This is a genomic window from Variovorax sp. F042 (genome assembly GCF_057814215.1).
The window spans coordinates 1,389,021-1,412,236 of the sequence record NZ_JBVASX010000001.1 but is presented as its reverse complement, the minus strand read 5'-3'; the positions used below and the strand labels follow the sequence as shown (position 1 = coordinate 1,412,236).

At 66.7% G+C, this 23,216-nt stretch carries 29 protein-coding genes; 13 read left to right on the top strand and 16 right to left on the bottom strand.

Features of this window, described 5'->3' with window-relative positions; genetic code table 11:
- The first annotated feature begins 16 nt into the window (after window positions 1-16).
- The 4 genes from ACZYSP_RS06775 (at window position 17) to ACZYSP_RS06760 (ending at window position 3,388) form a co-directional block, all read left to right on the top strand.
- Window positions 17-1,009, top strand: a complete 993-nt coding sequence (locus ACZYSP_RS06775) for a Bug family tripartite tricarboxylate transporter substrate binding protein (protein ID WP_097198768.1) — start codon at window positions 17-19, stop codon at window positions 1,007-1,009.
- Window positions 1,010-1,064: 55 nt separating this feature from the next.
- Window positions 1,065-1,640 (top strand): TetR/AcrR family transcriptional regulator, encoded by a 576-nt coding sequence (locus tag ACZYSP_RS06770; RefSeq protein WP_093050973.1) that lies wholly within the window; start codon window positions 1,065-1,067, stop codon window positions 1,638-1,640.
- Window positions 1,641-1,734: 94 nt separating this feature from the next.
- Entirely contained in the window at window positions 1,735-2,868 is a 1,134-nt protein-coding gene (locus ACZYSP_RS06765; RefSeq protein ID WP_489013267.1) for a thiolase family protein, read from the top strand.
- 10 nt (window positions 2,869-2,878) lie between these two features.
- Entirely contained in the window at window positions 2,879-3,388 is a 510-nt protein-coding gene (locus tag ACZYSP_RS06760) for a MaoC family dehydratase (protein WP_489013265.1), read from the top strand.
- Window positions 3,389-3,390: 2 nt separating this feature from the next.
- On the opposite strand, the gene ACZYSP_RS06755 is transcribed toward ACZYSP_RS06760, so the two are convergent.
- Window positions 3,391-4,077, bottom strand: a complete 687-nt coding sequence (locus ACZYSP_RS06755; RefSeq protein ID WP_093080035.1) for a pentapeptide repeat-containing protein — start codon at window positions 4,075-4,077, stop codon at window positions 3,391-3,393.
- The gene (locus ACZYSP_RS06750; RefSeq protein ID WP_093050961.1) at window positions 4,074-4,886 is read right to left on the bottom strand and encodes a ferritin-like domain-containing protein; all 813 of its coding nucleotides are present in this window, start codon (window positions 4,884-4,886) and stop codon (window positions 4,074-4,076) included. Before ACZYSP_RS06750 ends, ACZYSP_RS06755 begins: the two co-directional genes overlap by 4 nt.
- A gap of 41 nt (window positions 4,887-4,927) precedes the next feature.
- Here ACZYSP_RS06750 and ACZYSP_RS06745 point away from each other — a divergent pair, with 41 nt between their 5' ends.
- Both ACZYSP_RS06745 and hslO read left to right on the top strand, forming a co-directional pair.
- Window positions 4,928-5,452, top strand: coding sequence for a gamma carbonic anhydrase family protein (locus ACZYSP_RS06745; RefSeq protein ID WP_093050958.1), 525 nt, complete (start codon window positions 4,928-4,930; stop codon window positions 5,450-5,452).
- Window positions 5,453-5,488: 36 nt separating this feature from the next.
- On the top strand, window positions 5,489-6,487 hold the full coding sequence (gene hslO, locus ACZYSP_RS06740) for an Hsp33 family molecular chaperone HslO (protein ID WP_093050955.1): 999 nt from the start codon (window positions 5,489-5,491) through the stop codon (window positions 6,485-6,487).
- 25 nt (window positions 6,488-6,512) lie between these two features.
- On the opposite strand, the gene ACZYSP_RS06735 is transcribed toward hslO, so the two are convergent.
- The 7 genes from ACZYSP_RS06735 to pyrG form a co-directional block, all read right to left on the bottom strand.
- Window positions 6,513-7,487, bottom strand: a complete 975-nt coding sequence (locus tag ACZYSP_RS06735; protein WP_489013261.1) for a hypothetical protein — start codon at window positions 7,485-7,487, stop codon at window positions 6,513-6,515.
- 30 nt (window positions 7,488-7,517) lie between these two features.
- Complete coding sequence (locus ACZYSP_RS06730) at window positions 7,518-8,189, bottom strand: AAA family ATPase (protein WP_489013259.1); 672 nt, start codon at window positions 8,187-8,189, stop codon at window positions 7,518-7,520.
- Window positions 8,186-8,779: a nicotinamide riboside transporter PnuC gene (gene pnuC / locus ACZYSP_RS06725; protein WP_489013683.1), complete on the bottom strand. Its 594-nt coding sequence runs from the start codon at window positions 8,777-8,779 to the stop codon at window positions 8,186-8,188. Before pnuC ends, ACZYSP_RS06730 begins: the two co-directional genes overlap by 4 nt.
- 165 nt (window positions 8,780-8,944) lie before the next feature.
- Window positions 8,945-9,223: a cell division protein FtsB gene (gene ftsB, locus ACZYSP_RS06720; RefSeq protein ID WP_093050946.1), complete on the bottom strand. Its 279-nt coding sequence runs from the start codon at window positions 9,221-9,223 to the stop codon at window positions 8,945-8,947.
- A gap of 19 nt (window positions 9,224-9,242) precedes the next feature.
- A complete protein-coding gene (eno, locus tag ACZYSP_RS06715) occupies window positions 9,243-10,526 on the bottom strand; it encodes a phosphopyruvate hydratase (protein ID WP_093050943.1) in 1,284 nt (427 codons plus the stop codon).
- A 48-nt stretch (window positions 10,527-10,574) separates the two neighbouring features.
- Entirely contained in the window at window positions 10,575-10,865 is a 291-nt protein-coding gene (locus ACZYSP_RS06710; RefSeq protein ID WP_093050941.1) for a DUF1330 domain-containing protein, read from the bottom strand.
- A 61-nt stretch (window positions 10,866-10,926) separates the two neighbouring features.
- The gene (gene pyrG / locus ACZYSP_RS06705; protein ID WP_093080049.1) at window positions 10,927-12,609 is read right to left on the bottom strand and encodes a CTP synthase; all 1,683 of its coding nucleotides are present in this window, start codon (window positions 12,607-12,609) and stop codon (window positions 10,927-10,929) included.
- Between the two features lie 122 nt (window positions 12,610-12,731).
- Here pyrG and coaBC point away from each other — a divergent pair, with 122 nt between their 5' ends.
- The 4 genes from coaBC (at window position 12,732) to ACZYSP_RS06685 (ending at window position 15,554) form a co-directional block, all read left to right on the top strand.
- Window positions 12,732-13,955 carry a bifunctional phosphopantothenoylcysteine decarboxylase/phosphopantothenate--cysteine ligase CoaBC gene (coaBC, locus tag ACZYSP_RS06700; RefSeq protein WP_489013255.1) on the top strand — a complete coding sequence of 408 codons (1,224 nt, stop codon included), beginning with the start codon at window positions 12,732-12,734 and terminating at the stop codon, window positions 13,953-13,955.
- Window positions 13,955-14,422: a hypothetical protein gene (locus tag ACZYSP_RS06695; protein ID WP_256328867.1), complete on the top strand. Its 468-nt coding sequence runs from the start codon at window positions 13,955-13,957 to the stop codon at window positions 14,420-14,422. The genes coaBC and ACZYSP_RS06695 overlap by 1 nt, the downstream gene beginning before the upstream one ends.
- A complete protein-coding gene (dut, locus tag ACZYSP_RS06690; protein WP_007835673.1) occupies window positions 14,423-14,869 on the top strand; it encodes a dUTP diphosphatase in 447 nt (148 codons plus the stop codon).
- A gap of 184 nt (window positions 14,870-15,053) precedes the next feature.
- Complete coding sequence (locus ACZYSP_RS06685; protein WP_093080054.1) at window positions 15,054-15,554, top strand: glycine zipper 2TM domain-containing protein; 501 nt, start codon at window positions 15,054-15,056, stop codon at window positions 15,552-15,554.
- 78 nt (window positions 15,555-15,632) lie between these two features.
- On the opposite strand, the gene ACZYSP_RS06680 is transcribed toward ACZYSP_RS06685, so the two are convergent.
- The gene (locus ACZYSP_RS06680) at window positions 15,633-16,157 is read right to left on the bottom strand and encodes an FKBP-type peptidyl-prolyl cis-trans isomerase (protein ID WP_093050929.1); all 525 of its coding nucleotides are present in this window, start codon (window positions 16,155-16,157) and stop codon (window positions 15,633-15,635) included.
- A 14-nt stretch (window positions 16,158-16,171) separates the two neighbouring features.
- Between ACZYSP_RS06680 and ACZYSP_RS06675 the strand changes: the two genes are divergently transcribed.
- The 3 genes from ACZYSP_RS06675 (at window position 16,172) to ACZYSP_RS06665 (ending at window position 18,158) form a co-directional block, all read left to right on the top strand.
- The gene (locus ACZYSP_RS06675; protein ID WP_093050926.1) at window positions 16,172-17,314 is read left to right on the top strand and encodes a JmjC domain-containing protein; all 1,143 of its coding nucleotides are present in this window, start codon (window positions 16,172-16,174) and stop codon (window positions 17,312-17,314) included.
- Window positions 17,304-17,810, top strand: coding sequence for a hypothetical protein (locus ACZYSP_RS06670; RefSeq protein WP_489013250.1), 507 nt, complete (start codon window positions 17,304-17,306; stop codon window positions 17,808-17,810). The genes ACZYSP_RS06675 and ACZYSP_RS06670 overlap by 11 nt, the downstream gene beginning before the upstream one ends.
- Before the next feature lie 93 nt (window positions 17,811-17,903).
- Window positions 17,904-18,158: a hypothetical protein gene (locus ACZYSP_RS06665; RefSeq protein ID WP_093050920.1), complete on the top strand. Its 255-nt coding sequence runs from the start codon at window positions 17,904-17,906 to the stop codon at window positions 18,156-18,158.
- Between the two features lie 79 nt (window positions 18,159-18,237).
- Here ACZYSP_RS06665 and ACZYSP_RS06660 read toward each other — a convergent pair whose 3' ends face one another.
- The 6 genes from ACZYSP_RS06660 to ACZYSP_RS06635 form a co-directional block, all read right to left on the bottom strand.
- Window positions 18,238-19,014 (bottom strand): MBL fold metallo-hydrolase, encoded by a 777-nt coding sequence (locus tag ACZYSP_RS06660; RefSeq protein WP_489013248.1) that lies wholly within the window; start codon window positions 19,012-19,014, stop codon window positions 18,238-18,240.
- Between the two features lie 5 nt (window positions 19,015-19,019).
- Window positions 19,020-20,099: an NlpB/DapX family lipoprotein gene (gene bamC, locus ACZYSP_RS06655; RefSeq protein ID WP_093050915.1), complete on the bottom strand. Its 1,080-nt coding sequence runs from the start codon at window positions 20,097-20,099 to the stop codon at window positions 19,020-19,022.
- A 140-nt stretch (window positions 20,100-20,239) separates the two neighbouring features.
- Window positions 20,240-21,166 carry a 4-hydroxy-tetrahydrodipicolinate synthase gene (gene dapA, locus ACZYSP_RS06650; RefSeq protein WP_489013681.1) on the bottom strand — a complete coding sequence of 309 codons (927 nt, stop codon included), beginning with the start codon at window positions 21,164-21,166 and terminating at the stop codon, window positions 20,240-20,242.
- A 43-nt stretch (window positions 21,167-21,209) separates the two neighbouring features.
- Window positions 21,210-21,779, bottom strand: a complete 570-nt coding sequence (locus tag ACZYSP_RS06645; RefSeq protein ID WP_489013245.1) for a class I SAM-dependent methyltransferase — start codon at window positions 21,777-21,779, stop codon at window positions 21,210-21,212.
- A 13-nt stretch (window positions 21,780-21,792) separates the two neighbouring features.
- Window positions 21,793-21,933, bottom strand: coding sequence for a hypothetical protein (locus tag ACZYSP_RS06640; protein ID WP_307616783.1), 141 nt, complete (start codon window positions 21,931-21,933; stop codon window positions 21,793-21,795).
- A 24-nt stretch (window positions 21,934-21,957) separates the two neighbouring features.
- The gene (locus ACZYSP_RS06635; RefSeq protein WP_426389275.1) at window positions 21,958-23,187 is read right to left on the bottom strand and encodes an MFS transporter; all 1,230 of its coding nucleotides are present in this window, start codon (window positions 23,185-23,187) and stop codon (window positions 21,958-21,960) included.
- Between the last annotated feature and the right edge of the window lie 29 nt (window positions 23,188-23,216).

Genomic DNA, 23,216 nt, shown 5'->3' with positions numbered 1-23,216 from the left:
ACGAACGACAGACACCATGAATTTCCTTGCTTCCTCGAAGCCCTCGCACCGCATGGCGACCCGCCTTCTTGCCGCCGCCGCGCTGTGCGCCGCTTCCGGCGCGCACGCGCAGGCCGTGCCCAAGACGGTTCGGCTCATCGTTGCCTACCCGGCGGGCGGCGTCAGCGACGTGGTCGCGCGCGCACTGGGTGACCGGCTCGCTGCGCAGATGGGCATCACGGTGATCGTGGACAACCGCGCCGGCGCGAGCGGTGCCATCGGCATGGACGCCGTCGCCAAGGCCGCGCCCGACGGCGCAACGCTGGGCTTCTCGGCCATCAGCCCGCTGGTGCTGAGCCCGCACCTGGGCAAGCTGCCCTTCGACCCGCTGAAAGACGTGGCACCGGTGGCCAGCGTGATGTATTCGCCGGTGCTTCTGATCGCTACGCCGGCCAGCAAGGCGAAGGATTTCCGCGCGCTGATCGACGACGCCAAGGCGCATCCGGGTGCGGTGCGCTGGGCCACGTCGGGGCCGGCTTCGCTCGGGCACATCGTGCTGGAGCAGCTGCGTGCGGCGGCGGGCGTCGACATCACGCACGTGCCCTACAAGGGCGGCGGCCAGCAGCTCAACGATGCGATCGGCGGGCAGTTCGAGATCCTGTCGACCAACGCGAGCCCGACGCTGTCGTCGCACATCCAGTCGGGCAAGCTGCGTCCGCTGGCGGTGGGCGCGCCCGCGCGTCTCGAGAGCCTGCCCCAGGTGCCCACGCTGGGCGAGCTTGGCTACAAGGCGGCCAACATCAATTCACTGTTCGGCGTGTTCGCGCCCGCAGCCACGCCGAGCGCTCTGGTTGCGAAGTACAACGCCGAGATCAACAAGGCGCTGGCCAGCCCCGAGCTGCGCGCCAAGCTCACGGCCACCGACAACGTGCCGACCGGCGGCACCGCGGCTGCGTTCGCGAAAGAGATCGCCAGCGAGTTCGAAAGCAACGGCCGCATCGTGAAGGCCGCGGGCATCAAGGCCGACTGACGCCTGAATGACACCTCGGCTTGTGGTTTGATTTTCCCTACCTTATAGTAGGTAGATGACCAGCGCCACAGCCCTTGCCACCGGCAGCACCCGCGAGCAGATCCTCGCGGTGGCGCGCGGGTTCATCGAAACGCGCTCCTACCTGGGCTTCAGCTTCCAGGACGTGGCCGACGCGGTCGGCGTGCGCAAGGCCAGCCTGTACCACCACTTCCCGACCAAGGAGGCGCTGGGCGTCGCGGTGATTCGCGCGGCCACGCAGGGCTTCAAGGACTGGGACGCCGCCCGGGCGCGCGAGCCGAAGGACGCGCTCGAATCGTATTTCCGCATGTACCGCAACACGCTGCGGGCTGGCTCGGGCATGTGTCCCGCCGGGGCGCTGGCGCCCGGCTGGGGCGTCATCAACGACGAGCTGCGCCAGGCCGTGCAGGAGTTGCGCAATACGCAGGTGACCTGGCTCACCGGTGTGCTCGGCGCGCTGATGCCGGCGCGGAAGAAGGGCACTTCAGTCGCTTCGCTGGCCGCCTATGTGTTTTCGGTCTGCCAGGGCGCGCTGCTGTCGGCGCGCATGACAGGGCGCGTGGACGACTTCGACGAAGCCGTCGCGCAACTCAGGAGTTCACTGCCCGGCTGACCGCCAGGCCTGATGCAGGCACGTTTCGGCGTGCCTATTTTTTGACCTCGTAGCCTACCGATTGGATGGTAGACAAACCTGTTGGAGCACACCCATGAAAGCCGTCATTTCTGCCTACGCCCGTTCCCCTTTTCATTTCTCGAAGAAAGGCGCACTCGCTGAAGTGCGGCCCGACACGCTCGCTGCGGGCGTAGTGCGTGGCCTGCTGCAGCGCACCGACCTCGACCCTGCGCTGCTCGAAGACGTCATCCTCGGCTGCGCGTACCCTGAAGCCTCGCAGGGCAACAACCTCGCGCGCATCGTCGGGTTGCTGGCCGGCCTGCCGCACGAGGTGGGCGGCATGACGGTGAACCGCTTCTGCGGCTCGTCGATGCAGGCCGTGCACATCGCCGCCGCGCAGATCGAGGCAGGCATGGGCGACGCCTTCCTGTGCGTCGGCGTGGAGTCGATGACGATGGTGCCGCAGGGCGGCTTCAACTTCTCGCCGAACCCCGAGCTGAAGGAGAACACCGACGCCTACATCTCGATGGGCGAGACGGCCGAGAACGTGGCGCAGCGCTGGAACGTGAGCCGCGCCGACCAGGAGGCCTTTGCGGTCGAGTCGCACCGCAAGGCGGCCGAGGCGCGCGCGCAGGGGCGCCTGGCAGGCGAGATCGTGCCCGTGCGCCTGGCATCGGGCGACATCGTCGATGCCGACGGCTGCATCCGGCCCACGACTTCGGCCGAGGCACTGGCGAACCTCAAGCCCGCATTTCGCCCCGATGGCGTCGTGACGGCCGGCACCTCGTCGCCGCTGACCGACGGCGCGGCCGTGGTGCTCGTCACCAGCGATGCCTTCGCTGCCAAGCATGGCCTGCAGGCGCTGGCGCGCATCAGGTCGTTCGCCACCGTGGGCGTCGACCCGGCCATCATGGGCATCGGCCCGATTCCCGCGACCCGCAAGGCGCTGGCGCGCGCTGGCCTGAGCGCGGCCGACCTTGATGTGATCGAGATCAACGAGGCCTTCTCCTCGCAAGCGCTGGCTTGCATCCGCGACCTCGGGCTCGATCCGGCGAAGATCAACCTCGACGGCGGTGGGCTTTCGATCGGCCATCCGCTGGGCGCGACGGGTGCGCGTATCACCGGCAAGGCTGCATCGCTGTTGGCGCGCGAGAAGGGCTGCTATGCGCTGGCCACGCAATGCATCGGGGGCGGGCAGGGCATTGCGACGATTCTCGAGCGGGTCTGAGCGTCCGAGAATGCGGGCAGAAACCACAAGGAGACCCGATGTGACGGCAAGCACTGAAGCCGGCGCGAAGCGCAAGCTGTACCTGGAAGACCTGGCGGTAGGCGACCGCTTCCAGAGCGGCGAGCACGTGCTGGACGTGGCGCAGATCAAGGCCTTCGCGCAGCAGTTCGACCCGCAGCCTTTCCACACCGACGAAGAGGCCGCCAAAGCCACCTTCTTTGGCGGCCTCGCCGCGAGCGGCTGGCACACGGCCGCCCTCACGATGAAGCTGCTGGTCGACAGCGGCATCCCCCTGGCCGACGGCATCATCGGTTCGGGCGGCGAGCTCCAATGGCCCAGGCCGACGCGCCCCGGCGACGTGCTGCACGTGGTGAGCGAGGTGGTCGAGATCATGCCCTCGCGCTCCAAGCCCGGCCGCGCGATGGTGACGATGCACTGCCAGACGCTCAACCAGCGCGGCGAAGTGCTTCAATCCTTCACGCCGAAGCTGGTGGTGCACAGCAGGCCAGCATCGGCCTGAGTTCAGACCACGCGCAGGCCCAGTTCCTCGACCAGGGAGGCGGCCTGTCGATGTGAGATGGTGGCGCCCTTGAACTGGGCCGCGTTCGCGAGCCGCAGACCGCCCAGGTCGACCTCGCGCAAGTCCGCGCCTTCGAAGCGCGCGAGCTTCAGGTGCGCGTTGCGCAGGCTGCCGCCCTCGAACACGGCCTCGCGGAAATCGCAGCCCGACAGGTCGGCCTCGGAGAAGTCGAGTTGTTCGAGCTTCTGCTTGCGGAATGACATGCCCCGCAGGTGCGCGTCCACAAGCAGCGAATCCTTGAAGCCGATGCCCAGCGCCGAGACTTCGCCGAAGTGCGCACCCGTGAGCTTCACGCCGCTGAAGAACGCCGAGGCCAGCTTGGCGCGCGTCCACTGCGTGTTGTTCAGGTCGCAGTCCTGGAAGCGCGCGTTCGTCAGGTCTGCAAGGCCGAAGTCGGCCTGGCGTGCCCTGCATCCGGCCCAGCGCGTCTCCGACAGCAGCGCGCGGTCGAACGAGGTTTCGGCGAAGTTGCAGAGCGTGAACTGCGCACCGCGCAAGTCGAGTCGCGACAGGTCGGCTTCATCGAAATTGCAGCGCTCGAAATGCAGCGGCTCGGCGCCCTTGTGGTCTTGCAGGCAGGCCAGCAGGTCGGGGCGCGACCAGGTCTGGTCGGAAATCATGTTGCTCATTCGGGGCGCGAGTCGGTCAGCGCACGGAGCTCTTCGGGGCTGAAGCCCGCCCGGCTGCGCGCCTCGAGGTTGAAAGGCGGTTTGTGGCGCGGTGCGTCGTAGCGCGCCACCAAAGCGGGGTAGGTCGCCTCCGCATCGAGGCCCGCGCCGTCGCACAGCCAGCGGTACCAGTGGTTGCCGATGGCCACGTGGCCCACTTCGTCGCGCAGGATGATGTCGAGGATCTCCACCGCGCGCAGCGCATCGGGCGTGTTCACGCGCTTGAGCTTGCCCTGGATGAGCGGCGTGGCGTCAAGCCCGCGTGCCTCCAGCGTGCGCGGCACCAGTGCCATGCGGGCGAGCACGTCGTCCTTCGTTTTCTCGCACATGTTCCACAGGCCGTCGTGGCCGGGGAAGTCGCCGTAGCGCCAGCCCATGTCTTGCAGGTGCGTGTGCAGCAGGGTGAAGTGCAGAGCTTCTTCGTCGGCCACGCGCAGCCAGTCGCGGTAGTAGGCCTCGGGCATGCCGTCGTAGCGCCACACGGCGTCGAGCGCGAGGTTGATCGCGTTGAACTCGATGTGGCAGATCGAATGGATCAGCGCGGCACGGCCTTCGGTGGTGAAGGGCGAGCGCTTTTGCACGGCAGTGGCGGCCACGCGCAGCGGTCGTTCGGGGCGGCCCGGCACGCCAACATCGTCGCCGGCGGTGCGGATCGGGTCGGTTGCTATGGAATCGGTAGCGCCGGACAAAGATATGGCGCGCGTTGCAGCCACCTTTTCGTCGGGGTCTGTCAGGCGTAGCGCGGCTAGCGCGCTCAAACGGGGGTGCATCCCTACAATTCTAGTTTTTGACCTTCCATGGACTGAAAGCAATGGCGCTCTACGAACTCGACGGCGTGGCCCCCCAGATGGGCGAAGGAGCATGGGTGGCCGACAGCGCTGAGGTCATGGGCAACGTCAAGCTGGCGGACAACGCCAACGTGTGGTTCGGCGCCGTGCTGCGCGGCGACACCGAGCTGCTGACCGTCGGGCGCAACAGCAACATCCAGGACCTGTCGGTGCTGCACGCCGACATCGGCTGCCCGCTGACCGTCGGCGACAACGTGACCATCGGCCACCAGGTGATGCTGCACGGCTGCACCATCGGCGACAACACGCTGATCGGCATCCAGGCAGTGGTCTTGAATAACGCGAGGATCGGCCGCAATTCGATCGTTGGCGCCGGCAGCGTCGTGACCGAGGGCAAGGAGTTTCCGGACAACTCGCTCATCATGGGCTCGCCGGCCAAGGTGGTGCGCACCCTCGACGACGCGGCGGCCGCCAAGCTGCGACAGGGTGCCGAGCACTATGTGTTGAACGCCCGTCGCTTCGCGAAGGGCCTGAAAAAGATCGCCTGACCGCCCGGTTCCAGGCACAGACAGAAAGAAGACGTTTTGAGCGAGCTGCACAAATTCCTGTTCGATGGCCTGCCGGTGCGCGGCATGATCGTGCGCCTGACAGATGCGTGGCAGGAGATCCTTGCTCGGCGCGCCTCCAACACCGCCACCGGCGCCTATCCGCCGCCCGTGGCCGAACTGCTCGGCGAGATGACGGCTGCCGCCACGCTGATGCAGGCCAACATCAAGTTCAACGGCGCGCTGATCCTGCAGATCTTCGGCGACGGTCCCGTGAAGGTCGCCGTGGCCGAGGCCAAGCCCGACCTGAGCCTGCGCGCCACCGCCAAGGTGATCGGCGACCTGCCGGCCGATGCGCGCCTGCCCGACATGGTCAACGTGAACAACAAGGGCCGCTGCGCCATCACGCTCGACCCCAAGGACAAGCTGCCGGGCGCCACCCCCTACCAGGGCGTGGTGCCGCTCTTCGGCGACGAGGGCGAGAAGCTCGGCAAGCTCAGCGACGTGCTGCAGCACTACATGCTGCAAAGCGAGCAGCTCGACACCACGCTGGTGCTCGCGGCCGACGACAAGGTGGCTGCTGGCCTGCTGATCCAGCGCCTGCCTGTGAAGGGCGAGGGCAACCTCGAAGGCACCTCCGACAAGGACCACGACCAGGCCAACGAAGACCAGATCGGCCGCAACGAGGACTACAACCGCATCTCGATCCTCGCGTCGAGCCTGACGCGCGACGAGCTGCTGACGCTCGACATCGAGACCATCCTGCGCCGCCTGTTCTGGGAAGAAAAGCTGCTGCGCTTCGAGCCGCAGGCCGGCCTGCTGGGCCCGCACTTCGCGTGCACCTGCGGCCGCGAGCGCGTGGCGCAGATGATTCGCGGGCTGGGCGTGGAGGAGGCCGAGAGCATCCTCGCCGAGCGCGGCGACATCGAGGTGGGCTGCGACTTCTGCGGCAAGCAGTACCGCTTCGACGCGGTCGACGCGGCGCAGCTGTTCAAGCCGCTGGGCGACCAGATTCCGGGTAGTCCGGTCGTTCAGTAGTCCTGGGTGCCCGGGCTGGGCAGGCTCAGCGCGCGCCGTCGTCGAATTCGCTGAAAGCTATGTCGGGCGCGCTCGTGTTGTGCTTCGACGGCAGGCTGCGGCCGAAGCGCACTTGCGTGGCCTGCAGCGTCTTCACCTCGGGCAACGGCAGCACCTGCAGCGCCGCTTGAGGCGATGCCTGCCAGCGTACTTCGCTCACGTCGGCGTTGTCGGGCGTGACGTACATCGAGCGCAGCACAGCGAAGGGCTGTGCGCTCGCGGTGGGCTTCGACAGCGTCACGTCGAGCGCGGTGCGCGCGCGGCTGATTTCGTCCACGCGCACCGCGGCGCTGCCGCCGTCGGTGAAGCGCACGTTAATGGCCAGCGGCCGCGGCACGATGCGGATCGACGCAATGTTCACCACCGGCCGCGCGGCCGCCTCGACCGGGCCGAGCAGGAACGACGATCCGTACACGCCATCGCCGAAGCGGGCCTCGGGCAGCGGCTTGATGCGCCAGTAGCCGTCGGACGGGTAGAGCACGATCGCTTCGAGCGCCTTGCCGTTTTCCTTCTTGAACACCTGCAGCAGGTGAAAGCCGCTGTCCTTGCGCTTGCCCACCTGCACAGGCACGCGCTGCGGCCGCCAGAAGGTCGGCAGCGTCATGCCGACGATGCGCCACTGGGCGTTGTCCATCAGCACCACGGTGCGCTTGCGGAAGTGGTGTGCCGGGTCGGTCGGGTGCGCACCGCCGTCGAAATTGCAGCCCGAGAAGTCGGGCTTGGTGACGTCGTTGCCGATCTTGTCGAGATAGTCAGGCTGCAGCGCCTCGATGTGCATGTGGCGGATGCCATCGCCGCGCAGGGTCAGCGAGACGTTGTCTTCCTCGGCGCAGGCGGTGGTGGTGGTGCCGTTCTCGACGGTGGCGGTAACGGGGGCTGCGGTGGCCTGGCCAGTGGCCAGCAGCAGGGCGGCCAGAACGCCGGGAAGAAGCGTGACGCGCGCGACGGTCGAAAGGGGCATCGGGTCTCCGGTAAGAAGTGAGGCGCGCCGCTACTCGCGGCGCGCGATCAGGTCGCTGAAGAGCTTATGTTCGCATTCCGGGTCGGAGCATTTCTCGCAAGGCCACGACCACGAGGCGGGCTTCGCGTCGGACTGGGCGCGCGTACGCGGACGGCCTTCGCTGCCCGCGATGGAATTGATGGCGTTCCAGGCATTGGCAAGCCGTTCGCCGCCCGTGCCGTGCACCACGGCATACGAGAGCTTCGCGCCCGTGAGCGCGGCGCGCACCAGCGTGTCGGTCGGCTGGCGCGCGTGCGGGCCGTCGCGCATGTCGTCGGCCACCCAGGGCAGGTCGAGCGCGGTGAGCAGCGTGATGGCATAGCGCCGTTGCGCGGCCAGGGCGCTTTCGTAGAGCGTGGTGTCGGCGAACAGCTGCTCGCTGTAGACGGCCGTCATGAGTGCGGTTGTGTCGGCCACCACCACACCGGTGGCGGCCGCGGCGTCGATACGGCGGGTCTGCTCGTCGGCGATGGCCTGCTGCTCGTCGGGGCGCGGCGTGCGGCCTTCACGCTCGCACCATTCGCGCAGGTATTCGCCCACCAGCGTGGTCGGCGTGCCGCGGTCCTGCAGGCGCTGCGCGATGGCACGGGCCAGCTCGGTCTTGCCGGTGCTCTCGGCGCCCACGAGTGCGATGACGCAGCCGGTCGGCAGCACTGGCGTCATGCACGCACCGCCTGCGCGGGCATGCGCTGCCGCCACGCGATGTAGCCGGCCACGCTGAGCACGGCGAACACCGCGTACAGGCCCACGGTGAGCCACAGCCCCTTGTGGATGAACAGGCCCACGCTCACGACATTCACGGCCAGCCAGATCAGCCAGTTCTCGATGAACTTGCGTCCGAGCAGGAACTGCCCGACCAGGCTCAGACCGGTGGCGAAGCCATCCCACCAGGGCACGTCGGTGTCGGTAAAGCGGCGCAGGAAGAGGGCGACGGCCGGCCACGCCAGTGCGCAGGCAGCAAGTGTGAGCGCGATGCCGCGCGGCGAGAGCCGGGTGACATGCAAGGCGCTGCCGTCGGCGCGATGGCCACGCAGCCATTGCGACCAGCCCCATAGGGCGACGAAAGCGAAGAAGACCTGGAGCGAGGCGTCGCCGTAGATGCGCGCCTTGGCGAATACCGCCACGTAGAGCAGTGAACTGACGATGGCCAGCGGCCATCCCCAGTGAATCTCGCGCATGTTGCAGCCGACCATGGCGAGCGCCAGGAGCGAGGCCACGAGCTCGAGCCAGCTGACAGGAGAGCTCCACAGCAGAAATGCAGGGGCCGAGAGAAGCTCGAGGATCAGGTTCTCCCCCGGAGGGCACCGTCGCAGTCTGTGCGTGGGACACCGCGGAACCGGCCTTGCCGGGCCGCTGGTGTCGCCCCCTGGAAGGGGGGTGGCGAAGCGACACGAAGTGCGCGAAGACTGGGGGTCATCCTAATGTGCGATCTGTACGAACACTTCGTTCGGCTTCACCATGCCGAGTTCCGCGCGTGCACGCTCCTCGACCATTTCTAGGCCGTCCTTGAGGTCGTTGACCTCGGAGGTCAGGCGCTCGTTGGTCAGCGCAGCCTTGGCGTTGGCTTCCTTCTGGTCGGCCAGCTTGGTGCGCAATTGCGTCACGTCGCGCACGCTGCCGCGCCCGTTCCACAGCTGCCACTGCAGGATGGCCAACAGGAGCAGCAGGACGATCGGTGGAACGAGGCGGGCGCGCATGCCGCGTGACGTCCGGGCGTTACTTCAGGTTGTAGAACGCGCCGCGGCCGGGGTAGACGGCGATGTCGCCGAGGTCTTCTTCGATGCGCAGCAGCTGGTTGTACTTGGCGATGCGGTCCGAACGCGACAGCGAGCCGGTCTTGATCTGGCCGGCGTTGGTGCCCACGGCGATGTCGGCGATGGTGCTGTCTTCGGTTTCGCCCGAACGGTGCGAAATGACGGCCGTGTAGCCCGCGCGCTTGGCCATCTCGATGGCGGCGAAGGTCTCGGTCAGCGTGCCGATCTGGTTGATCTTGATCAGGATCGAGTTGGCGATGCCCTTCTCGATGCCTTCCTGCAGGATCTTGGTGTTGGTGACGAACAGGTCGTCGCCCACCAGCTGAACGCGCTTGCCCAGGCGTTCGGTCAGGTGCTTCCAGCCGTCCCAGTCGCCTTCGTGCATGCCGTCTTCGATGCTGATGATCGGGTACTTGTCGACCCAGGTCGCGAGCATGTCGGTCCAGCTTTCGGCCGTGAGCGAGAGGTTTTCGCCCGACAGCACGTACTTGCCGTCCTTGTAGAACTCGCTGGCCGCGCAATCGAGGCCCAGGGCGATCTGCTCGCCGGCAGTGTAGCCGGCCTTGTCGATGGCTTCGAGGATCAGCTGGATGGCCGCTTCGTGGCTCTCGACGCTGGGGGCGAAGCCGCCTTCGTCGCCGACCGCCGTGCTGATGCCGCGGTCGCCCAGGATCTTCTTCAGTGCATGGAACACTTCGGCGCCATAGCGCACGGCCTCGCGGAAGCTCTTGGCGCCCACGGGGATGATCATGAATTCCTGCAGGTCGAGGCTGTTGTTGGCGTGCGCGCCGCCGTTGATGACGTTCATCATCGGCACCGGCATCTGCATGCCGCCCATGCCGCCGAAGTAGCGGTACAGCGGCAGGCCCGACTCTTCGGCTGCTGCGCGGGCCACGGCCATCGAGACGGCGAGGGTGGCGTTGGCGCCCAGGCGGCCCTTGTTGTCGGTGCCGTCGAGGTCGATCATCGTGCGATCGAGGAAGGCCTGTTCGCTGGCATCGAGACCGAGCACGGCTTCCGAGATCTCGGTGTTGATGTTCTCCACGGCCTTGAGCACGCCCTTTCCGAGATAGCGGCTCTTGTCGCCGTCGCGCAGCTCGATGGCTTCGCGCGAACCGGTCGATGCGCCCGAAGGCACGGCTGCGCGGCCCATGGTGCCCGATTCGAGCAGCACGTCGCATTCGACGGTGGGGTTGCCTCGGCTGTCGAGAATTTCGCGGCCGACGATGTCAACGATTGCACTCATCTTTTGTCTTTCTCTTTCTGGTCTCTTTGGCGGATGAACAAATTGGGATCAGAGGCCTTCGACGGCGATCATGTTCATGATTGCCGCGCCGGCACGCGCTTCGCGTGCCTTGAGGTACTCGGGTGTCTCGTAGAAGGCCTTGGCCTTCTCGAAGCTGGCGAACTTGAGGATGACGATGCGCGTGGGCTTCCAGTCGCCTTCGAGCGGTTGAATCTGGCCGCCCCGCACGCACACTTCGGCGCCGTGCGCCTGCATGGCGACGGTCGACCACTTCTTGTATTCCTCGTACTGCGTCGGGTTGGTCACCTCGACGTGGGCGATGACGTAGCCGCTGCTCATTCGAATACCTCCGTGCTCCGCACTGCGGCGCGAGCTTGCTTGGGGCGGCCCGGCGCGGCGCTCATGCGACCGCCTTCAGTGCCTTGTTGGTGCTGCCGGCGCCCTTGTCCTTGTGCTCGAGCGCAGCCTTGATGAAGGCGTTGAACAGCGGGTGGCCGCCCCACGGGGTCGACTTGAACTCGGGGTGGAACTGCACGCCGATGAACCACGGGTGCACGTCCTGCGGCAGCTCGACGATCTCGGTCAGGTGCTCGCGCTGCGTGAGCGCGGAGATCACGAGGCCGGCGTTGCGCAGCTCGTCGAGGTAGTTCACGTTGGCTTCGTAGCGGTGGCGGTGGCGCTCCGTGACCACGTCGCCGTAGATGCTGTGCGCCAGCGTGCCGGGAGCCACGTCGGAGCTTTGCGCGCCCAGGCGCATCGTGCCGCCGAGGTCGGACTTCTCGTCGCGCGTCTTCACCGTGCCGTCGCGGTCCTTCCACTCGGTGATCAGCGCGATCACGGGGGTGGGCGTCTCGGGGTCGAACTCGGTGCTGTTGGCGTTCTTCAGGCCGGCCACGTGGCGGGCGTATTCGATGGTGGCAACCTGCATGCCCAGGCAGATGCCGAGGTAGGGCACCTTGCCTTCGCGGGCAAAGCGGGCGGCCGAGATCTTGCCCTCGACGCCGCGCTGGCCGAAGCCGCCGGGCACCAGGATGGCGTCGTACTTGGCCAGGCGCGACACGTCTTGTGCCGAGATGGTCTCGGAGTCGATGTAGTCGATCTTCACGCGGGCATGGTTCTTCATGCCGGCGTGGCGCAGGGCTTCGTTCAGCGACTTGTAGCTGTCCGACAGGTCGACGTACTTGCCGACCATGGCAATCGACACTTCCTTTTGCGGATGCTCGACTTCGTACACCAGGTCATCCCAGCGCTGCAGCTTGGCGGGCGGGGTGTTGATGCGCAGCTTGTCGCAGATCAGGCCGTCCAGGCCTTGCTCGTGCAGCATGCGGGGCACCTTGTAGATGGTGTCCACGTCCCACATCGAGATGACGCCCCATTCGGGCACGTTCGAGAACAGCGATATCTTGGCGCGCTCGTCGTCGGGAATCGGGCGGTCGGCGCGGCACAGCAGGGCGTCGGCCTGGATGCCGATGGCGCGCAGTTCCTTGGCGGTGTGCTGCGTGGGCTTGGTCTTGAGCTCGCCGGCGGCGGCGATCCAGGGCACGTAGCTCAGGTGCACGAAGGCCGAGTTGTTCGGGCCCATGCGCAGACTCATCTGGCGCACGGCTTCGAGGAAGGGCAGCGACTCGATGTCGCCCACGGTGCCGCCGATTTCGACGATGGCCACGTCCACCTCGTGCGCCGTGCCGATGCCGGCGCCGCGCTTGATGTATTCCTGGATTTCGTTGGTGATGTGCGGAATCACCTGCACCGTCTTGCCGAGGTAGTCGCCGCGGCGCTCTTTTTCGAGCACGGTCTTGTAGATCTGGCCAGTCGTGAAGTTGTTGGCCTTGCGCATCCGCGTGTTGATGAAGCGCTCGTAGTGGCCGAGGTCGAGGTCGGTCTCGGCGCCGTCATCGGTGACGAACACTTCACCATGCTGGAAGGGCGACATCGTGCCGGGGTCGACATTGATGTACGGATCGAGCTTGATGAGGGTGACTTGGAGGCCGCGCGATTCGAGGATCGCGGCGAGCGAGGCGGAGGCGATTCCCTTGCCAAGGGAAGAAACGACACCACCGGTGACGAAGACAAATTTGGTCATGCCAGTTCCGGACCATAGATCCGGGCAGTGGGAAATTGCGATTATAGGTGTGCCCTTCGCGACACCTTTCGCCAAGGGCTTGTTGCCGCTTGTTCGATGGCATGTGAGCAACAATACGCCCCATGCAAGATCTCGCCGGCAAACACATCGTCCTGGGCCTCACAGGGGGCATCGCCTGCTACAAGTCGGCCGAGCTGTGCCGCCTGTTCGTCAAGGCGGGCGCGACCGTCCAGGTCGTCATGACCGAGGCGGCCGAGCAGTTCATCACCCCCGTGACCATGCAGGCGCTCTCCGGGCGCACCGTCTACACCTCGCAGTGGGACACGCGTGAGCCCAACAACATGCCGCACATCAACCTGAGCCGCGAGGCCGATGCGATCGTGCTGGCGCCCTGTAGCGCAGACTTCATCGCGCGGCTGGTGCAGGGCCGTTCCGACGACCTTCTGAGCCTGATGTGCCTGGCCCGCCCCATGGACCGCGTCCCGCTGCTGATCGCACCGGCCATGAACCGCGAGATGTGGGTCCATCCCGCCACGCAGCGCAACCTGATGCAGGTGTCGGCCGATGGCGCGACCGTGCTGGGCGTGGGCAACGGCTGGCAGGCCTGCGGCGAAACCGGCGACGGCCGCATGCTGGAGCCGGCGCAATTGCTCGAGGACATCACCGCCTTCTTCAGCCCCAAGCTGCTGGCAGGGCAGAAGGTGCTGGTCACGGCCGGCCCGACCTTCGAGGCGCTGGACCCGATCCGCGGCATCACCAACCATTCGTCCGGCAAGATGGGCTTTGCCATTGCCCGTGCGGCCCGCGAGGCGGGCGCCGAGGTCACGCTGGTGGCCGGCCCGGTGCACTTGCCGACCCCGCGCGGCGTGACGCGCGTCGACGTGCTGTCGGCGCAAGACATGCTCGAAGCGACCACTCGCGCTGCGCAGTCTGCTAGCATTTTTGTAGCTACAGCCGCCGTGGCGGACTGGCGGCCCGCAACGCACAGCGACCAGAAGATCAAGAAGGACGGCAGTGGCAAGACACCGGTGCTGAATTTCGTGGAGAACGCCGACATCCTCCTCACGATCGCCAAGAGCGAACGGGCCCAGTCGAAGAAGCTCTTCTGCGTTGGCTTCGCAGCCGAGAGCGAGAACCTCGCCGAGCACGCCAAGGCCAAGCGCGAGCGCAAGGGCATTCCGCTGCTGGTCGGCAACATCGGCCCACTGACCTTCGGGCAGGACGACAACGCGCTGCTGCTGGTGGACGCCAATGGCGTGCGCGAGCTTCCGCGCGCGCCCAAGCTCACGCTGGCGCGCGAACTGATGACCGAAATTGCAGCCCGGCTTACCGACTGGAGGGTCTGATGAACCTGAATCCCCAATGGAACACGCCGCCGAACGGCGACTTCGCTCGCTATGTCGAGCGGCTGTCGGCGCAGGCCGCGTTGCCGAAGAGGGCAGCGCAGCCCGGCGAGCCCGGGCTCGATGTCGGTATCACGACGGCACCCGGGCAGCAGGGCGGCCCCGTGACTGCCGCCATGCAGCAACGCAACGAGGCAGCGTCGAACGGCGAAGTGCCGAAGTCACAGCCCGGGTCGTTCGACCCCCTGACCCTCAAGGTGCTGGGCGTCGGCGGCGCACTGGCGTTCCTCGTGCTGTGGGCGGCCGGCGTGCCGTTCGGCGTGCTGGTCCTGCTGGCGGGCCTGGCCGTCTGGTTCGGCAAGAAATTGAAGGGCGTGAAGCTCACCCCCGGCGTCGCCAAATGGCAGCAGGTGCTCGAGGAAGCCGCCCGCAAGCAAAAAGAACAGCAACAGAAGCAAGGCAGCAAGTAAGTGAAAGTCGACGTTCGTATCCTCGATCCGCGCATGGTGGATCAATTGCCCGCGTATGCCACTCCCGGAAGCGCCGGCCTCGATCTGCGGGCCTGCCTCGATGCCCCCATCACGCTGGAGCCCAATGGCTGGCAGCTGGTGGGCACCGGCATTGCCATCCACCTGGCCGACCCGGCCTATGCGGCGCTGATACTTCCGCGCTCCGGGCTGGGCCACAAGCACGGCATCGTGCTGGGCAACCTCGTCGGCCTGATCGACAGCGACTACCAGGGCGAGCTGAAGATCAGCGCCTGGAACCGCAGCGACACGCCTTTCGTGCTGCAGCCGATGGAACGGCTCGCGCAACTGGTGATCGTGCCGGTGGTGCAGGCGCAGTTTCGGGTGGTCACAGACTTTGCACCTTCGCAACGGGGCGAGGGCGGCTACGGCTCCACGGGCAAGCACTGAGCCGATCTGGGAGGGAAGTTGGGTTTCCGAGCGGTAAAGAGCGGAACCGGCAAAGGCCGGCCGGCCTCGAAGGTATCAGTGTGTGTTCTGACGTCATCGCAGCGGGCGCTGCGGCGTTAGTCAGGCAGGCACAAGCCGATGCATGCATTCTTCATGCATCGTTCTATTCGAGGAGCCTCCCAACATGAAGATCTCAATGCGCTTTGTTTCCGTCACCGCTTCCGTGCTGGCCGTGGCCACGCTTACGGCATGCGTGGCACCGGCGCCGGTCTACCAGACCTCGCGCTATCCGTACCAGGCGCCTCCGCAGGCCATTCAGTACCGCGAAGCTTCCTATGTCGAGTACGGCCATGTGGCCAACATCGAGGTGCTGCGCAGCGAAACCGCTGGCACCGGCACCACGGGCGGCGGCGCTGTCGCCGGCGGTGTCATCGGTGGGGTGGTGGGCAACCAGTTCGGGCGTGGCAATGGCCGTGCCGCAGCCACCGCGCTGGGTATCGTGGGTGGTGCTCTCTTGGGCAACACTATCGAGGCTCAGCAGAACGGCCCGCGTGCCTATGAAACCTATCGCGTGTCGGTGCAGACCGACCGTGGCGGCTTCCGCGCCTTCGACGTGCAGAGCCCGGGCGACCTGCGCATCGGCGACCGCGTGCGCATCGACAACGGTCAGATCTCGCGCATGTAAGTCGCTTCGTCCTTCGGGGCGTGAAAAAGCCGGGCGTCGCCCGGCTTTTTTTGTGGGCGCTCGCTGGCGGCCCTTCGGTCAGTGCAGCGTCTGGTTGCTTGGCGCCATCGGCGACACCTTGAAGAAGCCCGTGCCTGCCGAGCCGCGGCCGACTTCCTCTTCGGTGGCCTCGCGCACCGAACGCACCGTGATGTCGAGCCGGATCGCGATGCCGGCCAACGGATGGTTGCCATCGAGCACGAGGTGATCGGGATAGATCTCGGCCACGGTGTAGATCGCGTCTTTTGGAATGTTGCTGTTCACGCCCTTGGGCAGGGCGGAGCCGTCGAAGGTCATGCCTTCTTCCGTGCCTTCAGGGAAGAGCGAGCGGGGTTCCAGAAAGAGCAACTGGTCGTTGAAGTCACCGAAGCCCTGTTCGGGTTCAATTTGCAGCTGCACCCGGGCGCCGGGCTCATGGCCTTGCAGGGCCGCTTCGATCACGTCGAAGAGATCGTCGCCGCCGACCATGAATTCCACCGGCTCGTCGAGCACATCCAGCACGTCGCCAAGCGTGTCTTTCATGGTCCAGGTCAAGCCGACCACGCATTGTTCAGAGATTTCCATTGCAGAATTCTCCCATGGAGATTAACCAACCGCTGCCGTTGCTCGGCGGCCTGAGCGCCGCGCAGTTCATGCGGCGGTACTGGCAGAAAAAACCTTTGCTCGTCCGCCAGGCGATACCCGCGATGGTGCCACCGATCGAGCGTACTGAGCTGTTCGCCCTGGCCGAGCGTGAGGACGTCGAATCGCGCCTGATCCGCCACGGCAAGGCTGGCTGGTCGCTCAAGCATGGGCCGCTGGCCCGGCGCGCCCTGCCGCCGTTGAAGCAGCCGGCCTGGACGCTGCTGGTGCAGGGCGTCGACCTGCATCACGAGGGTGTGCACGAACTGTTGCGGCAGTTTCGCTTTCTACCTGACGCCCGCCTCGACGACCTGATGATCAGCTACGCGAGCGACACCGGCGGCGTGGGCGCGCATTTCGACAGCTACGACGTTTTCTTGCTGCAGGCACAGGGACGCCGCCGCTGGTCCATCGGCAAGCAGAGCGATCTGCGCCTGCAGCCGGGCGTGCCGCTCAAGATTCTCGAGAACTTCGAGCCTGAGCAGACCTTCGTGCTCGAGCCCGGCGACATGTTGTATCTGCCTCCGCGCTATGCCCACGACGGCGTGGCCGTGGGCGACGATTGCATGACCTGCTCCATCGGCCTGCGTTCGTCGGCCCTGGGCGAACTCGGCGCAGACCTGCTGGCGCGCATGGCGCAGGCGTACGCGGAAGACCTGGAAGATGCAGGCCCGGCCGAGCTGGCGCGCTACCGCGATCCGGCACAGCCCGCGGTCGATGCGCCGGCCGCAATGCCTGCCGCGCTCCAGGGCTTCGCGCGCAAGGCCATCGAGGCCGCACTGCGCGACCCTGACGCCGTCGATCGCGCACTGGGCGAGTCACTCACCGAGCCCAAGGCCAACGTCTGGTTCGGCGAAGGCGGCGAGGCGCCCGATGCGATGCAGCACGTGGCGCTCGACCGCCGCACGCGCATGCTCTACGACACGCGGCACATCTACATCAACGGCGAGAGCTTTCGCGCAGGCGGTGCCGACGCGACGCTGATGCGCCGTCTGGCCGACCAGCGCGCGCTCGGCGCACGCGAACTGGCCCGTGCGAGCGAAGGCGCACTCGCGTTGCTGGGCGAGTGGTGCGAAGCAGGGTGGCTTCATGCCGAATGACGACGCGCCCAGCCTATCGTTGCCCGAAGGGCGCTTCGATGGCCGCGAGGCCTTCGATGCACTCCTGCGCGGCGCGCTGTCGGTCGCGGCGCAGCAGGGCTGGAAAGAGATCGTCTTCAGCGACCCCGACTTTGCCGACTGGCCCCTGGGCGAGCGCGCGACCATCGAAGCGCTGCAGGCCTGGTCGGCCAGCGGCCGCCGCCTGATGTTGCTCGCGCAGCGCTTCGATGTTCTCGAGCGCGGCCATGCGCGCTTCGTGCCGTGGCGCCGCATGTGGGACCACATCATCGAATGCCGCGCCACCGGCAAGGCCGCGGGCTCCGAAGTGCCGAGCGCCATCTGGACGCCCACGTGGTTCGTGCACCGCATCGACCCCGAGCGCAGCAGGGGCGTGAGCGGTGACGACGCGCGTGCGCGCCGTGCGTTGCGCGAGGCCATCGACGAGTGCTGGCGCCTTGCGCGGCCCGCCTTTCCTGCATCGACACTCGGCTTGTAAGCCAATGCCGCGAATGCGGCCGCGAGACATATTCGGGCGGGTATGCAGGTCTAGAATTTTTTCGTCCAGACCTTCATTGCCAAAGGAGATTCCATGAAGAAGTCATCGTCCGTCCTGATTGCCTCGCTGATTGCCGCTGCCGCGCTCGTCGCCTGCGGAAAGAAGGAGGATGCAGCGCCGGCTGTCGTGACGCCGCCTCCTGCGCCCGTGACCGAACCTGCGCCCGCTCCGGCCCCTGCGCCTGCCACCGATCCCGCCGCAGCGCCTGCACCCGGTGCTTCGTCGGCACTCGATGCCGCGAACGCAGCTACCGAGGCCGCGAAGAAGAATGAAGCGCCGAAGCAATAAGCAAGGCCTCGGCATTCGCCATGCAAAAAGCCGCCATGAGGCGGCTTTTTTTCTTAGGAGAGAGTGAGGACGCTTCGGCTCACACGTCGAGCCAGGGCGAGCCCTCTGATGCGGTGGCGGTAAGCATCTCGGCTTCATCACCGCCGAGCGCTTCGGCCATCAGGCGCCGCACGATCTCGGGCCGATTGTTCTGCTCGCTCAAGTGCGCCGCGACCACATGGCGCAGGCCGTCGTGCAGCACCGCGCGCGCGATCTCGGCCGCGGCCGTGTTCGACAAGTGCCCGTAGTTGCCGCCAACGCGGTGCTTGAGAAAAGGCGGATAAGCCGAGTTGGCCAGCAGATCGCTGTCGTGGTTGAACTCCAGCAACAGCGCATGCACACCGCTCAGGCGGGCCAGCACGTGGGCCGTGGCGTGGCCCAGATCGGTCAGCACGCCCAGCGTGCGGTTGCCGTCGGTGCAGCGCAGCTGCAGCGGTTCGCGCGCATCGTGGGGAACGGTGAAGGGCTGCACGCAGATGTCGCCGACCGCAAACTCCGCATCGTCGCGCGCCAGGTTCAGCAGGCCCTCGAAATCGCGGCCGCCGGTGGCGAGCCACGTGCCTTCGCTCATCCAGACTGGAATTCGGTTGCGCCGCGACAGCGAATGGGCGCAGCCGATATGGTCGCCGTGCTCATGGGTCACGAAGACCGCATCGATGTCGCTGGCGGCAAGGCCCGCCTGGGCCAACCGCAGATCGAGCTGCTTGATGCCGAAGCCGCAGTCGATCAGGAGGCGGGAGGTGCGGCCGCCGCTGGTCGCTTCGACCAGCGCGGCGTTGCCCGTGCTGCCGCTGCCGAGACTTCGGAAGCGGAGCATGCGGGTTACTTCAGGTCGTCGGCGATGACCTTGACGATGCGCTCGGCATTCGCCGAGGTTTCGGGCGCACCGGTTTCGTTGAGCACCGACACCGTGGTGGCTTCGCCCTGGCCCTTGACCGAGATGCGGAACTTGAGCGGCGCTTCGGTCTTGCTCGAGCCGCTGAACAGCTTGCCGAAGAAGCCGGGCTCCTTCTTGTCGGGATCGGGCGTCACGTAGCGCACGTAGTACAGGCCGGCGCTGCGATCGCGGTCTTCCACGGTGAAGCCGGTGCGATCGAGCGCGAGGCCCACGCGGCGCCATGCGCGGTCGAAGCCTTCGCTGATCTGCACGACCGGCTGGTTGCCGACCTTGGCGATGGTGGCGGTCTTGGTCGGCGCGGTGGTGGCGGCCAGGATCTTCGACTGCTCTTGCGAGACGCCGAGCTTGACCATCAGGCGGCGCAGGAATTCAGTCTCGAGTTCAGGATCGCTGGGGCGGGGCTGCCACACGGTCTGGTCCTGGCGCGAGTTGTTGTAGACCTCTTGCATGCCGCGGTGGCTGATGAAGATCTCGGTACCGGTCGGCGTGCGCTCCAGGCGGGTGCGGAAGCGGTCGAGTTCGCCGGTCGAGTAGACCGAATCGACCAGCTTGCCCAGCGTGCCGCGGATGATGTCCTGCGGGAGCTTGGCGCGGTTTTCGGCCCAGTCGGTTTCCATGATGCCCAGGTTGCGCTGGTCGGTGGTCAGCAGGAAGCCGCTTTCCTGCCAGAAGTCTTTCACCGGGTCCCAGAGCTGGTCAGGCGTGCGGTTGACGATGATCCAGCGCTGCGTGCCCGAGCGCTCCATGCGCACGTCGCCGATGTTGCTCACGGCGGTGGGGATGCCGGGGGCGTTGGCGATGCCGGCCTGGTAGGCATTGGCAGTCACGGCGCCGCCGGGAATGGCATAGCGGTTGTCGCGCGAGAGTTGGGAGAGATCGGGTGGGACTTCGAGCGTCGGGGCCTTGCCTGCGCTCTTGTAGTCGATCTTGTCGCTCTCGAGGACGGAGCAGGCGGCGAGGCTGGCAACGAGGGCCAGCAGTGCAAGTCGCGAAAGGTTCTTCAACGTCGTCTTCCTTGTTGGAATGGTTCGGTCTATCTATGGGCCGCAGTGCCCGCCATCTCAGAGCACGGTTCGGGCAAAAGGTTGCTTAACCTTGCTGCGACCAGGGAAAAGGCAGTTCCGGAATGTAGGGGGAGGGGTGCTCAGCCCTTCAGCAGGCCGGTGGCGCGCAGGGCGCCTTCGACTGCGGGGCGGCTCGCTTCGCCGAGTTCGGTGAGCGGCAGGCGCAGCGCGCCGCCGCAAAGGCCGAGCCGGGCCATGGCCCACTTCAGCGGAATCGGGTTGGGCTCGACGAACAGGTTGCGGTGCAGCGGCATGAGCTCGAACTGGATCTGCATGGCGCGCTTGACGTTGCCTGCCAGCGCCGCCACGCACAGCTCGTGCATCTTGCGCGGCGCAATGTTGGCCGTGACGCTGATGTTGCCCTGGCCGCCGCAGAGCATGAGCGCGACCGCGGTCGGGTCGTCGCCGGAGTAGACGGCAAAGTTCTTCGGCAGGTCGCGAATGAGCCACTGGGCCCGCTCGATGTTGCCGGTGGCTTCCTTGATGCCGATGATGCCGGGCACCTGCGCCAGGCGCAGCACGGTGTCGTGCGCCATATCGGCAACGGTACGGCCGGGCACGTTGTAAAGCACGATGGGCAGGTCACCCACGGCCTCGGCAATGGCCTTGAAGTGCTGGTACTGGCCCTCTTGCGTGGGCTTGTTGTAGTACGGCACGACCTGGAGCTGCGAATCGGCGCCCACGCCCTTGGCGAACTTGGCGAGCTCGATGGCTTCCTTGGTCGAATTCGCGCCGCAGCCGGCCATCACGGGCACGCGGCCCTTGGCCTGCTCGACCGAGACACGGATGATTTCGCAGTGCTCTTCGACATCGACCGTCGGCGATTCGCCGGTGGTGCCGACCACGCCAAGGCAGTCGGTGCCTTCTTCGATGTGCCAGTCGATGAGCCGCCGCAGGGCGGGGTAGTCGACACTGCCGTCGTCGTGCATCGGCGTGACGAGCGCGACGATGCTGCCTGTCAGTTGCTCCAAGGGGGAATCTCTTTGTCGGTGGACGAAAGCGCCGATTCTACTTACTCCGGCGCCCCGCAAGACAGCCGCCCCGGCCCCCTCAGTTTCCCTTAAGGAGGTGGCGGGCGGGCTGGCCGGCGTCGGGTGCGGCCGGGCGTATGGCCGCGATTCGCTGCACGAAGCGCGCCGGTTCAGGGATGAAGCCGTCTTCGTAGGCCACCACCCGCAGGCCGGCGCAGGCTGCCAGCAACTCGCCGGGCTGCAGCAGGAAGTCGGGGCGCGAGGGCTTGCCGACGGTCTCGTTGCCCACGGCAAAGGTTTCGTAGAGCAGCACGCCGCCCGGCGCCACTGCGCCGACGATGTCAGCCATGCGCGGGCGCCAGAGGTAGTTGGTGACGACGACAGCGCCGAAGGCCTGGCCGGTGAAGGGCCAGGGGCCGGATTCGATGTCCGCCTCGACGGTGCGGCCGAAGGCGCCGGCTGCCTCGATGGCTTCGGGCGAGCGGTCGACACCGGTGACCGGGTGCCCGCGGCCCGCAAACCACTGCATATGCCGCCCGGCGCCGCAGGCCACGTCGAGCACCGTGGCGCCAGGCGCGAGCAGGTGCGACCAGCGGACGATCCATTCGGAAGGCGCGGACAGGCCGTGCATGGGTGCTACGTCTTTCATGACCGGCCCGGCCTCAGAAGCAGGACCAGATCTGATCGACCAGCGTCACCAGAAAGTCCGGGTGCACGTAAAGCGCGAATACGCCGCCCAGCACAGCCAGCGCGGCGGCCAGCCAGCCCGCGTGGATGATGTGGTGGCGTATTTGCGGAGTCATGGCCCTGGTTTATACGCAATCCCGTCAGCCTGCGGCACCGGCCGGCTGGGGCGACGAGCGCGCGATGGCGCTTTCCTTCACCGGCAGGTTGATCAGCGCCGCGAACACGCCCAGCGCGATCGCGATGTACCAGACGATGTCGTAGCTGCCGGTGGTGTCGTACAGGTAGCCACCGAGCCACACGCCCAGGAACGAGCCGACCTGGTGGCTCAGGAACACGAAGCCGCTGAGCATCGACAGATGTGCCACGCCGAAGATGCCCGCCACGATTGCATTGGTTGCAGGCACGGTGGACAGCCACAGGAAGCCCATTGCCGCCGAGAACACATACACGCTGAGCGGCGAGATTGGCGCCATCAGGAACAGCGCGATCGACACGGCCCGTGCGAAGTAGATCGCCGCGAGGATCTTGCGCTTGGCCAGCTTCTGCCCCAGCAGCCCCACCGTATACGTGCCGAACACGTTGAACAGTCCGATCAGCGCCAGCGCGTAGCCAGCCACCTCGGCCGGCAGCGCGCGGTCGCGCAGGTAGGTCGGCATGTGGATGCCGATGAACGCCAGCTGGAAGCCGCAGACGAAGTATCCCGCCATCAGCAGCCCGAAGCTCGGGTAGCGGAAGGCTTCGCCCACCGCCTGCAGCACCGACTGTTCGCGGTGCCCGGCCAGCGCTGCCGTCTTCGGTTCGCGCAGGCCGAAGGCCAGCGGGATGATCACCAGCACCAACACCGCCACAACGGCCAGCGCTGTCTGCCAGCCCAGGTGGCCGATCAGCCGCCCCTCGATGGGCGCCATCAGGAACTGGCCGAACGAGCCGGCCGCCGCCGCCACGCCCATGGCCCACGATCGCCGCTCGGCCGGAATCTGCCGTCCGATCACACCGTAGATCACCGCATAGGTCGAACCTGCCTGCGCCGCGCCGATCAGCACGCCCGCACTCAGTGTGAAGAGCAGCGGCGTCGGCGAGTGCGCCATGCCGAACAGCCCCAGCGCATAGAACACAGAGCCGCCGATCAACACCCGGAAAGCGCCGAACCTGTCGGCCAGCATGCCCGCGAACACGCCGAAGATGCCCCACGAGAGGTTCTGGATGGCCAGCGCGAACGAGAAGGTCTGCCGGCTCCAGTCCTGCGCCTGCGTGATCGGCTGCAGCCAGAGCCCGAAGCCGTGGCGGATGCCCATCGAGAGCGTGACGATCATTGCCCCGCAGAACAGGACTTGCTTGACCGAGAGAGCAGGGGCGGCGGGGGATTGCATGACTTCGAATGTAACGATTCGCCTGCTTT